The following is a 13,303-nucleotide window of genomic DNA, read 5'->3' on the forward strand; positions in this document are numbered from 1 at the left end:
TTGGCGGAAACACGCAAAGACCGCATGAGTATCTTGACAAAATATTTACACACCCACTTAAGATGTTAGTATATTTTGCTAACAACAAAATTGTTTTTCAATTGGCAGCCTCTTTGTGATTTTGAGGTGCTACGACGGTAAGACATCTACCGCCGCCGCGGCACTGCCATTGAGATGGAATGACAGCACTAACCTAATTGTAGCACAGAATGTCTTTGTTTGGTGAGATTTTTAGGTTAGTCCTTTAGACAACAAGAGGGTTGTCAGAGAAGACAAACTCCCGTTTTTTCTTTTCCCTGTGCAAACCCCTAAAAATAATGGAGAAAATTGATGAAGTTATTCTTACACAAATGCGTTGCTGCTATCTTAATTCTTGTTATTGGATTTATATCAGTGAACGTTCTAATTGGGACAACTGAGGCTTGCCCAGAAGCAGAGGAAATTTGTGATACCCTTGCTGAGGCGGCTGCGAACAGATGTGCTGAACCGGATACCAGTACAACTCAATGTCTAAAATATTGGGGAGCTGCGATTGCAGGATGTGCTGCAGCGATGTATCTGTTATGTAGTTCTTCATAGGATACCGGAGGTATCTAAAGGGCCATAAGCGGGGCTGCTGATACGCGAAATCAGTTTCCTGAAGGTATTGTTCTACGTTGTGTTTACATTTCATTACCGAAATCGTCGAAAGTCAGTATCTATCAGTATTTGTGCTTAGCTCGAATGAATCTCACAAAACTACGAAACCCTTGCTATGACTGAATTCAGAGCCAGAATGTAAACACTACCTAAAGTATCATCAATTCCTATGTCTCACGACAAGCTCGCGATAGATACTTATTTTTATTCGAGAGGCGTTTTATGATGAAAAATCGTTACTTTCCATTTGTCATCGGCATCCTATGTCTTTGTGGATTGATATTCTTTGTAGTATCTCGTTTCCCAGACCGAGTATCTGTTAAAATTTATAAGTCAACTTCGTTGCCGGATAAAGGGTCCGCAAGAACTAATTTATCAGATGTAGAAACACTTCTGGAAAGCGAAGAATCCTCCTCTCTAAACCTCTCAGCACCGTCTAGCCTCAATGTGAAAGGAATGAGCCAACTTGTCCAGAAGATAGTTCAGGCAAACGGAAATACACTGCAATTGATGGATGAAACTGAAGTTGAATTCATTGAACGATTTTGGCAAATACTTGAGTCTTCAGAATATCAAGAATTTATAAACACCAAAATGCAAGAATGGGCACTGATGTATGAGCAGACGGGTATCTTTGATTTTTCTTTCCAAGATTTCTTCGACTTTTATGAGAGTCAGGGCATGCCTGCTTCAAACGCCTCCGCAGATTTTTTTCAACTCTTTCGAGGGTACTTCCCCACCGGATCCCCCGAAGACTACGAGGCAGAAATGGCTGCACGATTCCAAGACAGTTTCTTAGCAGCCCCCGGCACTCGAACCCAAGCGAGATACCATGCCTCAAGGATGCTCAGAGCGGAGCCTGATTATACAGCATGGACATTTGGAAAATTTAAAGGCGAGATCGGAGCGCAGATACGTTGGCAGGAGGAACAAGTAATCAAAGCACTCGCTTTAGAAGATGCTGCCACGCGAGACGCTGTGCACGCCCAGCCCTCGGAGCTCCCCGATTCGGATGTGCCGAAGACACTGCTTAACGAAAGCAACGGAACCTCTCCGGCTCCCGCTTCGGGACCCTCCGTAGGTACAAATAGCACCCCGACGCTGTTCCCTGTTGAACAAAAAACTGCCATACAAGAAGTCTTACAGCATTACGACACTGATGAAGGGCTGCTTCATCTGCTTGAAACCGACGAAGAGAGTGCCAGATGGCTTTTGGAACACTTCAACTCACTTGATGAAATCGAGGCGTGGAGGGATAAGAATGCCACACAAGCCCCTTCGATGAAGCAGCAACCTGCATCTGAACGCATACCCTTTTCTACGGAGCCACTCAATGAACCGAAAGAAAATGTTTCTCACGAGCCACAGCCATAGGCTATATCATGAAATCTACAGCGGATTGAGGCTATTATCCCCGGTATGCTTCCTATTGTTTTGTATTGTGTGGTTTACTTTCATCCCCGAAAATACTTGGCCCGCTGAGTTTGGAGAAGAAGTTCTTAAAGCGAAAAGCACACTTAACGCCCGGATCCAGGAACGAAAACAGAAACTCCTCAAACTTGCCTCTGCGCCTTTAAAAGAGGAAAATCAAAAACTCTTAACGAAACTTCTGGGTAGAGAAGCCCCCCTGGAGCATGTGTTATCAAGCCCGGCGTATCTGGCGTATTTAAAAGAGCACCTCGGCAAGAGTTATAAAGATTTCCCTGCCTATCTCCAAGCCATGCCGACACCCGAACGAGAAGCCTCATGTCTTTTCTTGCTCAAAGCAGCATTGCCGGCCCAGGCGACTCCCAAGGAAATTCAGCAGTGCGTACCCTTCTATTTCCGATTGCGTCAGGTGTTCACCAGAGATCCGCGTTTTTTAGAAAACCTTGGCACGTTTCAATCTCTTCTCGTCAAACACTTTCTTCCACCAATCATCGAGGAGTACCCCAAACAAGAATGGGCTTCAAAAACCCCGGTGGTAATGCAGCTCGGCATGATACCTTACTTCATGGCTCATAAGGAAACACAAGTCTATCATGAAGTTTGGCAAAAACAATTGGAAACCTACGGATCACATGAGGGGCTGCTCCGGTGTGCGATTCTAACCCCGGGAGAATTCGCACTCGTTCGTTCCTTTTTTGAAAATACAGAGGTTTTCGAGAAATGGATTGGCGAACCTGTAAAAAAATCGACTCAAACGGAAACGGAAAAAATAAAGTGAAAAACGTCTTCTACGCCTTATCTGCCCTACTTTTCGTACTTATCATTTATGTTGTTACAAGTGGGAGCAGCACTGCCACATCCAGAGGGAAAGTTGCCAACACCGAGCAAAAAAGCGAGCAAGATAGTCTCCCTACAACACAAAGCATAATACGGAAGAAAAACTGTGCTTGTTGCGCGAAAAAGTTGTCCCCTGCTCAAGAAAAAGCAAAGCAAAGACAACTCGTAAGGGAGACATGGGCGCGACAAATGCTTGCCAACCATGGATATGAAGAGGGCATGAAGCGAATCGCCTTCAAATTCCCCTATCTCGCAAACCAGATGCAGCGCATTCTTGAGAGAGAAAAACAACTCGGACAAACACCCACCGACTTATATCCCGATGTACAATGAAACCAGCTGTCCTTTTTTTTACGTTATCTCTCTTCGTTGCCACTGGATTGCCCAGATTCTTCGCTTTAGATTCACACTGGTCCAGTGATGAAACACTTTGGTTAAATCGAAGTGCCCACTTTATATCCGCCGTCAAACAACGGGAGTTCTCAGAAACCCTTATCACTCACCATCCGGGGGTGATAACCATGTGGCTTGCTGGACTACGAACCTTTTTTATCGAGCCGCGTGTGGATATTGAAAACTTATCGCATGCCCGGTGGTTTATCAGTATCGTCGTTTGGATAGGTTTGGGTATTGCGTGTCTGTTAATCTATCAACTCTTCGGAGGATGGGTGGCACTTGTGAGTTCCGCCTCTCTTGCCTACTCACCATTTTTTTTGGCACAAGCACGACGCGTCCACACCGATGCCCTTGCGACGACTTTTATCCTACTCACAATGTTGCTCTTTTTCCTCTATTGCCAAAACCGACCCCGACAGGGTTATCTCATCCTTTCCGGTATTACCTTCGGGGTCGCACTCATGAGTAAAAGTTACTCCCTGATTTTATTACCCTGGATACCTTTGGGGCTATTTATCTTTCGTGAAAAATGTGCCAGAAACTTTTGGGCAGGCATCGCAGAGGGACTATGTTTCCTCAACTGCACAGCTCTTACTGTCCTTGCACTCTGGCCAGTTTTCTGGATACCGATTTTCGGTTTCATAGCATTCTGTCTTTTAGGGTTCACTTGGGTCCTGTTTCGTGGAATGAAAAAGGAAGACTGTCCGACTGAGTTTATCGTTGCGGCCGCCGTGGCACTCGGACTCGTTAGTGTCATGACAATAAGAACCGCTTGGCGGTTTTTTGAAGGTGTGCATTGGGCAATCAGAACTCCGCATGAGGTGGATCATTTTTTTTTAGGAAAAGTCGTTAACGATCCGGGATGGCTTTTCTATCCCTTCGTGCTGCTCGTCAAAAGTACTCCGTTGCTGCTACCTCTAGCACTTTTCGCCTGCGTCTCGCTTTGGAAAAAGCGGAAATGTTCGGACATGGCTGATGGACATTTCCGCAGTGCATTGGGGATCGGGCTTGGTATTGTACTTTTCACGGTGTGCCTTTCAGGAACAAGCAAAAAGTTAAGCCGCTACCTATTGCCCGTGTTCCCTATGTTAGAAATACTCGCTGCTATTAGTTTTGTAGAGGGATTCAAATGGAGTTCCACAATGCTATGTTCCCGATTTGGAATGGCAGAAACTGCAAAAGGCAAAACATTCCTTGCGATTTTGGCATGGGTTGGTTTCTTTTCGATTCAAATTGTTCCTGTTCTCTCTTGTCACCCTTATTATGGCACCTACTATAATCTTTGTTGGAAAGAAGCCAACATCACTAAGATTATCACGGTGGGAGAAACGGCTGGCTTAGATCTCACAGCAAAATATCTGAATCAAAAACACAATGCCCATCAGTTGAAAGTAGCCGTGTCCCCCTTAGGGACAAGATTTGTTCAACACTATTTTGTAGGATTTACATACAACACCAGAAAAAAATATCTCCCCGCTGATTATGAAGTTGTCTATATCCGTGATTCTCAAATCGGCAAAGTCCCACAGACGGGTACGCGCAACGGAGTCCTTGAACATACTATCGCCGTCAACGGCATTGACTTGGCATGGATTTACCGTATCCGCGATAAAGAGACACCGTAACTATGCTTTCTAACGAAGGGATGACCTTGTCACTATTTTTGAAAAGATGCAGGTTTGAGGTTTTCAGTGAATGCATCTCTTATGCCAATGCTAAATAGGTTAAAGATTAAACAGTGAAAAAACTCCGCCAATATATTGGAATCTTCATTGGGGGGATCCTCTTATTTTTTCTTATCAATCCCTTTGTACAAACACACTCCGAACTGAAAAACGTAGTCCTTCAGGTACAGTGGTTGGGTATTGTCCTTTCTTTTGGTATCCAGATTCTTTACCGAACCCTTTATATTTTTCCCTTTGCAAACCTGCTCAGTGCTCTAACAAGAAAAAAATATCTTTTAGATGTGCTTTTACACTGTTCCATCTGTCGAATATCACGCGCTATCTTCCCGGGCGAATATGGGGTGTTGTCCGGCTCCTCTCTTTAAGCCATCGTTTTGGTTTGCGTAAAACCGTGGTCGGCAGTAGCCTAACCTTACATGTCAGTATTGAGGCAGCACTCGGTGGACTCATCGCCTCGTCTCTACTCTTTTCAGGGCAGATCCGCGCCACGGCTCCAGAAGTTCTGGAAAAAGTACCAGGACACACTTTATTTCTCATACTCCCCGTTGTTGGCTTGTTAATAGGGATACTCTTTCTGATATTTAAAGTCACAAAACAAGTATGGACATCTGTAAAAAAATGCTTGCACCTTTTAGGGAAGGCACCTCTCTGGCGAAATGTTATTAGCTGCCATGTCCTCTTGTGGGGTTGTCAGGGTCTCGCCTTTTTTCTCTTTATCCGAAGTTTCTCCCCCGTAGCATGGACAGAGGCTGCTGTGCTCACTGCCTGTTATGCATTTGCATGGATCGTTGGGTTCTTGAGTTTTCTGACACCGGGAGGTTTAGGAGTCCGAGAAGGATTGCTAAGTTTGTTATTAGCAAGTTACATGCCTCTGTCACAAGCAACACTCGTCGCGCTGTTCTACCGGGTCTGGATATTGTCTACAGAGATTATTTTAGCTGGAGTCGCCCTTTTTCTTTATAAGAAACGCGGTTAGGAAACGCTGTCAGTGATGAGTCGCTAACGGAACGATCTCCAAATAGCGACTCCCATGCATCCGCATTCGCCCTGTGAATCTAATAGGAAAGCAAATCAAGACGAACCTTTTTCCAATTGTGGGTATCTGGCTAAGCGTCCTCTGGATACATCCCCTCTATCACGTCCGCATATTTCTCAAGAATGACGTTCCGCTTCAGTTTCAGCGTCGGGGTCATCTCATCGGCATCCTGCGAAAATTCCTCTTCAAGAAGAACAAACCGCCGCACCTGCTCAAAGTCTGCAAAATTCGTCAAACGACTCCGAATTTCACCTTGAATGTGTTGTTGCACCTCGCGGGTCTGAAGCATCACTGAAAGGTCATCCGTCTCAACCTCATTCTCAGCTGCCCACGCCTTAAGGGCATCAAAATTCGGGACAATCAACGCCGCGAGGTTCTTACGCTCGTTGCCAATCAGCAGAATCTGACTGATAAACGGACTTTGCACCAATTCGCTCTCTATCGGTTGCGGGGCCACATTCTTACCGTTTGAAAGCACAATGATATTTTTCTTTCTATCCGTAATTTTAACAAACCCATCGGCATCGATGATACCAATATCACCGGTGTAAAACCATCCATCTGCATCAATAACTGCTGCTGTCTCCGCTGCGTTGTTGAAATAACCTTTCATAATGTGCGGCCCCCGGGTGAGAATCTCACCATCTTCAGCGATCTGCACCTCGATGCCCGGAACAGGCATGCCAACAGTGCCAAACCTCCATTTCGCCGGATGGTTCAGACTGATAACAGGCGATGTCTCTGTTAAGCCGTACCCCTCCAGAATCAAGATACCCGCCGCATGGAAAAATTCAGCAATCGCTTGCGGTAACGCCGCACCCCCAGAGACAAAAAACCGTAACCGACCCCCTGTCGCTGCCTTTAACCTTGCGAAGACGAGTTTATCCGCAATGCGCTGTTTCAATCCCAAAATTGCCGACGGCTTTTTCCCTTGTTGAATCGCCGCACTCACTGCTGAACCGACAGAGACACCCCAGTGGAAAATCTTCTGTCGCAGTGGTGAACCCGCCTGCACAGCACCGAGCACCCTATCGTGCATCGTTTCGTACAGACGCGGTACACTTAGCATCACCGTCGGAGAAACTTCCTGCATGTTTCGTGCAACCGTGAAAGTACTTTCCGCATAAGCAATCTTTGCCCCCGAGAAAAGTGGGACGTAGTGTCCACCGAGCCGTTCAAATACGTGCGATAGCGGAAGGAACGATAACAACACATCTGTGTCACCGACTTCAATCAGCGATTTACACGCCTGTAAATTGAAAATGAAATTCGCATGCGTCAGCATAACGCCTTTCGGATTTCCTGTTGTGCCGGACGTATAGATAATCGTTGCGATGTCATCTTCACCGGCATCGCTCTCTCTGGTTGAATCTGCCCCTTCACCGCGACGACAGACCTCCTCAAATTGAATAACGCCTCCCGGGATTTCACCTTCGATCGCGTCAAAAACAATTATATGTTCAAGGCTCGGTACCTCATCGGAAATAGAAAGCACTTTCTTCAATTGCGCTTCTGTAGAGACACAGATAATTTTTGACCCAGAATCTTTTAGAATGTAACTGACCTGTGCTGCAGTCAGCGTTGAGAACATTGGGACAGTTACCCCACCAACTTTGAGGCTGCCAAAGTCCGTGATTGCCCATTCAGGACGGTTCTCGGAGAGAAGTGCGATCCGGTCATCCTTTTGCACCCCTAAAGTACTTAACCCACTGCCAAAAGCACTCACCGATTCGCCGAGTTTCGCATAAGAAATATCCTGATAAGTGCCACCTTTCGGTTTGTGTGCCAATGCGGGATTACTGCCGTATTGTTGAACCGACTGTTCAAACATAGATATCAGTGTCATTATGGCTGTTTCCTCCTATTGTTTTCCGATTATCCTAACATTATGGCATGATGCAAGTCAAGTTAATCGTTGCCTGCTTTCAACGCCAAAAACACTTGAAACACCAACCAACTTAGGATAAAATAACATAAATTCAACCTTCATAAAGGAACATCACATTGCCAAACAAAAAACCCACACCAGATACCTTCCAAACCACGCTCCCACTCCCGCTTGAAAACGAAGAACACTTGGATATATCTACCCTCGAAAACTGGCTGTGGGATGCCGCCTGTGTCATTCGCGGCGCAACCGATGCCCCAAAATTCAAGGATTTCATCCTACCACTCATCTTCTACAAACGTCTCTCCGATGTGTTTGATGACGAATTCGCTAAACAGGTGGAAGAATTCGGAAATGAAGAACTCACACGCGACATCATCAAAGCCGACCATGAAGATGCCCTAAAGAACGACCGTCCCCCGATCGTCCGTTTCTACATCCCGCAGGAATACCGTTGGGAAGCACTCCGCAACCACCCCGCAGACGGACACTTAGGCGAATTCGTTACAGATGCCATGCGTCAAGTTGCGCGTTTCAACCCAAGACTCCAAGGCGTTAACCCCGAACCCTACTCCACCCTCTACGATCCAGCGTGTGGCTCAGGAGGTCTGCTTATCAAACCCCGACTTCTCTTCGAGCAGAACCATCCAGACAAAAAGGGACAAGCCCCACAAATCTACGGTCAAGAACTCACGCCAACGACCTACGCAATGGCGAAGATGAACGCCTTCCTGCACGATTTCATCGGCGCAGAATTCCGTATCGGCGATACCTTAGCAAACCCACGAAACGCCAAAACCAGATATTACTCATCAATCTCTCCAAACATTTCGTGAAAGGCGATCTGAAAAATATCCTAACCAACGAAGGGATTAACGTCGCAACAGAAGTCTACCAAGCGTGGGAATCCCGCGAAAAGTTGAGCAACATTATCACATTGGAAGATGCCCAAAAAACCGATTACAATCTAAGTCCGTCCCAGTTCGTAGACGTAGGCGACAAAATAGAACACCGACCCGTGAATGAGATACTAACAGACTTAGCAGAGGCGCGGGTTGCCCGCGAGAAGGCAGATAAAACTTTGGAAGAGGTGTTGACGCAACTTGGGCTGTAGTCCCTCAAGTTGCTACTAGCAGAAGAATTATAGTTGAACAGTATATTGGGGTATGCTCGGATTGCCTGCTGTGTTACATCTTTTTGTAGGAGCGAGCTGTGCTCGCGACTTTTATCCTATAAATGCAATACATCATAAAAACTTGACACCCATTTGTGAGTATGATATAATTACACTATACTAAAAATAAGTTAGATGCTACGCCAAAATTCACAGGACTTAAAATGTTACACTTTTGGCATAATTATTTTTTTCACGACAGAAATTCGCAAAAAAGAAACGCCTCTAAACATAGATGGTATGCGGGTTCACGGGTAAAAGGAAAAAAACACCAAAAATACGAGGTGTAACTTTTTTCCAAGAAGGTGTCCATCGCGGAACCCTTCACGGCACTTTTCTCAGATTTCCGAACCTCGCCTTTCTATAGTGTCCAATTTTCGGTCTAAATTCACGTTGGTACTTCAAGGAGATGAAAATCCATGACAATACTCGATTTAGTCTTCACAGCATATAACATTATAGGAACTGGATTTTCTATTGCTGGTGGTATCAACCACGCCATCAAACGCTTTTGTCAAACTACAGCAGAGGAGCTTTTCAAAGAGTCTTTTGTTAAGGTAGTTAAGCAATACGCGTCTGACTTTGCCGATCAAACTGACCCGAAAACAGTTGAAGTGGATGCTAATTTACTTGATAAAGTTATTACTTCACTTAAAGACGATGATATGGTCCAATTCACACAATTAAATGAAAGCGAAAAAATCGCAAAAATCACAACACTTTTTCGGAACTGTATTATCGTCCCCAACCATCAATTGCCCAATATGGATTTTGAACGAAGAATCCGTCCCATTATTGAAAGAGTGATTATCGATTTTTATGCACAACTGCCATTCAAACAGGAAGCATTCAATCAAATTGTTCTTGAATTTATTCAAAACGACATAAAGAATCAAGATGATGCCCATACGATGTTAACTGGATTGTCAAGTAAAATTGACTATGTGCGAAATGAAGTGGCACAACGTCTTTCTGCGGATATCCAAGCCATCAAAGATGACACCGAAAAAATTAAGAATGATAATAAGGAACTTAAGCATACGACGGGCGCGACTTTAGATGCAGTTCGTGAAATTAAATCTCTACTTGATGTCAATACCGCTACCTCGATAGAGTCCGCAGTTGCAAAAGAACATCAAGAACAAATAGACTATGCGCAACAATTACTTAAGAGTCATAAACCAGCAACTGCTTTTGAGTTATTAGAAGCTCTGAAGAAACGAACATGGAAAGAGGCTTCGGATGATCTAAAATTTAGTATTCTAACGAATATGGCAGCTGCGCAATTTGCCCTAAATAACGAAGAAGCAGCAGCAAGATTGTTGATTGAGGCATTTGATTTCAATCGTGAAGACGAAAAGGCATTATCTAACCGTGCTTTGGCTCACCTCTTACTGGGAGAAACAGAATATGCTGCAGACTACGCAAAACAGGCACGGAAAAAGAATCCTTCAAATACAGATGCTCATGTTATTCTCATTGGAATTTCTGCTGAGGAAGAACCACTTGATGAAGTAATTGCTAAAGTTCCTGACCATTTGCACAATTCCGCACAAATTGCTTACGCTATCAGCAATTTAGCAAAACAACGAGGGAATTTTGAAGCAGCGAAAAGATGGGGCGAAACCATGGTAGAACAGGGAAATGCTCCTGATTTCAAAGCTGCTTTCGCAACTATCTTGATTAACCAAGTATTGGAAGATAATCTTGCTGTGGGGACCAGTCAACTTTATGAGGCACAAAAGCAACAATTACAGCGTGCAATAGGATTTCTTACTGAGGCATGGAATACTGTTTCTAATACAGAATTAAAGGATTATAGAGCATATTGGATCATTAACAGAGGAATTGCACATTTTCACCTTGGCGAGTTGACAAAAGCAACGGAAGATCTTGATACTGCCTTAGGAATTGAAAAATCGGATCCAATTTTGGTAAAAAATCGTGCGTTATTAGCTTTTGAGTGTGGAGATATAGCAAAAGCTGTTGAACTCTTGGAAAAAATCCAATCCGCGCCGGAAGTCCCTGAAGCACCAATTATACTTGCTAATATCTTCCTCGCGAGTAAACGTTTAGATGAAGCGATAACAAAACTTAACAATTTCTTGCAGACAGATTTGTCTCCAGAACTTCAAGAGAAAGCAAGACATTTGCTCATTGATGTTTATATTGCTGATAAACGTTTTGATGATGCATTGGAAATTTCAATAGCGATGCGCGAGTCAACCCCAAAGAGCATACTGAATCTTGTTGACGCTGCTCGCATTTTTAGCGCGAATGAAAAACGCGATGAAGCAGTTTCTCTACTCAAAGAAGCATACAACTATGTTCGGGATGGCGCAGAATTTCTTGATATCGTAATGTTGGCTGACCAACTTTACATCCATGAACTATTTAAAGAAGCTGCAACGCTCTACGAAAAACTTGCTGACACAAGTCAGAATTCTCAATTGACACAGTGGTTGATCAAAAGTTATTATAGCGCAGGAGAAATCGGGAAAGCACTTGAGATATGTCAGAAACTTCGTGAGAAATATGGACCACTTGAAAACATCTCCGAGATGGAGGTCGTGATTTATGAAGAAATCGGAGATATGAGTCAAGCCGAAACGGTATGTAAGGACTATTTGAAAAAATTTCCTAATAATATTGGTATGCGAATCCGTCTTGGTATGATTCTTTTTCGATCTAATAAAGAAGAAGAAATTGATAATGTGTTAGAAAGTTTTCCTGATTCCAAGAATTATTCTTTCCTCGAGAATCTTTCTCTGGAAGTATGCGTTCAATTCGTCCAATTACATCAAATAAGATTACAACCGGAAAAAGCACTGAAGATAATGTATGAAGTACGTAGAACGCATTTTGATAAACCCAATGCCCATCTTAGATATATCGGTACCTTCTTTTTAGTTGCAAAAGAAATTTCTGAGGTACTAAACCCAACGGAAGTTGATAAGGACACAGCGGTACAAATTAACATTTCTGATGAAGGCTATTGGTATATCATTGAAGCACGTGAAAATGCAGATATCGCACGCAATGAACGTGATGTGAATGACCCTTTCGCTCAACAATTACTTGGGAAAGAGAAAAATGTCAAGGTAAGGATTGGCGAAAAGACCGTAAAGATCGTTGATATCAAGAGTAAATTCTCTTATGCCTTTCAAGAGAGTTCTCGTAAATACAAGCACCTGTTTCCAACAGATCAAGGTATGGAAACGGTTAAATTGGATGATTCTGCAGAAATCGATGATAAAGAAAGATTTCAACCGATATTTGATAGGCTTGATCAGCAACAAGAATACTTTGATCGAATTGAAAAACTATACAAGGAAGAAAACATAACAATCGGTTGTTTTACTAATTTAGTGCGTAGCAATAGTTTAGATACATGGGATTCCCTCATGGGTAACCCTGAATTAGGGATTAGGTGTAGTATTGGGGGTGTTGAAGAAAGAAGCAGCATCCTTAACCGACTTAATGATTCCAAACCCAAACTTATTGTAGATATTATTTCCCTAATAACTTTACACAGTTTGGATGCTGCGGATATTGTGGTCAGCACGTTTGGAAAGCTCTGCGTTGCCCAATCGACTATCGATGAATTACAGCGTATTATCAATGAAAGAGAAGGAATGTGGTCTAAACGCGAGGGAATGATAGTAGGGAAAAAAGGAAATCGGTATGTAAAACAAATTATCAGTCCTGAGGATACGAAAAGAGGAATAGCATATCTAAAAAACCTTGTTAATTGGATTAAGGATAACTGTGAAGTTGGTCAAGCCACTGTTGGGTTAGAGATGAACCAATTACGCAGGAGAGAACTCAATGACATGCTACAACAGCATTTCCTTGATACTGTCCTTCTCGCAAGCCAACCCGGGCACCTACTTTTCTCGGATGATGGACGGCTCAGATATTATGCAAAAACGAGCCTCAATAGCGATGCTGGGACAAACTTTCAAATTGACGGTGTGTGGACACAAGTTTTATTGGAACATTGTGTTCAGCAAAATCGCCTTGATAAAGCTGACTACGATGAGATGACGATAAAACTTGTTTGTTCAAACTACTATCACACGCAATTTGATGCAGATTTGTTAATGGAAGTCGCTAAACGTTCAAATTGGAAGCTCTCCGATCCATACAATAGTTTTGTGCTTGCCTTAGGTGAAGAACGAATGAATGGACTTTCGGCATTAGACGTGAGCGTTGATTTT

The 13,303-nt window shown here is 43.6% G+C and carries 7 protein-coding genes and 1 pseudogene; 7 read left to right on the forward strand and 1 reads right to left on the reverse strand.

Translation table 11 applies throughout. The features are described from left to right. The first annotated feature begins 330 nt into the window (after positions 1-330). The 6 genes from OXN25_04970 (at position 331) to OXN25_04995 (ending at position 5,961) form a co-directional block, all read left to right on the forward strand. Positions 331-579, forward strand: a complete 249-nt coding sequence (locus OXN25_04970) for a hypothetical protein (GenBank protein ID MDE0424203.1) — start codon at positions 331-333, stop codon at positions 577-579. Between the two features lie 516 nt (positions 580-1,095). After that, the gene (locus tag OXN25_04975) at positions 1,096-2,013 is read left to right on the forward strand and encodes a hypothetical protein (GenBank protein MDE0424204.1); all 918 of its coding nucleotides are present in this window, start codon (positions 1,096-1,098) and stop codon (positions 2,011-2,013) included. Beyond that, positions 1,973-2,845, forward strand: coding sequence for a hypothetical protein (locus OXN25_04980; protein MDE0424205.1), 873 nt, complete (start codon positions 1,973-1,975; stop codon positions 2,843-2,845). The genes OXN25_04975 and OXN25_04980 overlap by 41 nt, the downstream gene beginning before the upstream one ends. Next, on the forward strand, positions 2,842-3,237 hold the full coding sequence (locus OXN25_04985; GenBank protein ID MDE0424206.1) for a hypothetical protein: 396 nt from the start codon (positions 2,842-2,844) through the stop codon (positions 3,235-3,237). The genes OXN25_04980 and OXN25_04985 overlap by 4 nt, the downstream gene beginning before the upstream one ends. Beyond that, positions 3,234-4,925 (forward strand): glycosyltransferase family 39 protein, encoded by a 1,692-nt coding sequence (locus tag OXN25_04990; protein MDE0424207.1) that lies wholly within the window; start codon positions 3,234-3,236, stop codon positions 4,923-4,925. The genes OXN25_04985 and OXN25_04990 overlap by 4 nt, the downstream gene beginning before the upstream one ends. 229 nt (positions 4,926-5,154) lie before the next feature. After that, positions 5,155-5,961, forward strand: coding sequence for a lysylphosphatidylglycerol synthase domain-containing protein (locus OXN25_04995; protein MDE0424208.1), 807 nt, complete (start codon positions 5,155-5,157; stop codon positions 5,959-5,961). Between the two features lie 130 nt (positions 5,962-6,091). Here OXN25_04995 and OXN25_05000 read toward each other — a convergent pair whose 3' ends face one another. Beyond that, positions 6,092-7,867: a long-chain fatty acid--CoA ligase gene (locus OXN25_05000; protein ID MDE0424209.1), complete on the reverse strand. Its 1,776-nt coding sequence runs from the start codon at positions 7,865-7,867 to the stop codon at positions 6,092-6,094. 230 nt (positions 7,868-8,097) lie between these two features. On the opposite strand from OXN25_05000, the pseudogene OXN25_05005 reads away from it, so the two are divergent. Then, positions 8,098-9,023: pseudogene (locus tag OXN25_05005) on the forward strand (N-6 DNA methylase). Positions 9,024-13,303: the final 4,280 nt, after the last annotated feature.

The sequence above is a fragment of the Candidatus Poribacteria bacterium genome (genome assembly GCA_028820845.1).
Classification (GTDB): domain Bacteria; phylum Poribacteria; class WGA-4E; order WGA-4E; family WGA-3G; genus WGA-3G.

Excerpts from the sequence above, each read along its gene's own strand:
- OXN25_05000 (MDE0424209.1), bottom strand. The coding sequence starts at position 7,867 with ATGACACTGATATCTATGTTTGAACAGTCGGTTCAACAATACGGCAGT.
- OXN25_04970 (MDE0424203.1), top strand. The coding sequence starts at position 331 with ATGAAGTTATTCTTACACAAATGCGTTGCTGCTATCTTAATTCTTGTT.
- OXN25_04975 (MDE0424204.1), top strand. The coding sequence starts at position 1,096 with ATGAGCCAACTTGTCCAGAAGATAGTTCAGGCAAACGGAAATACACTG.
- OXN25_04990 (MDE0424207.1), top strand. The coding sequence starts at position 3,234 with ATGAAACCAGCTGTCCTTTTTTTTACGTTATCTCTCTTCGTTGCCACT.
- OXN25_04980 (MDE0424205.1), top strand. The coding sequence starts at position 1,973 with ATGAACCGAAAGAAAATGTTTCTCACGAGCCACAGCCATAGGCTATAT.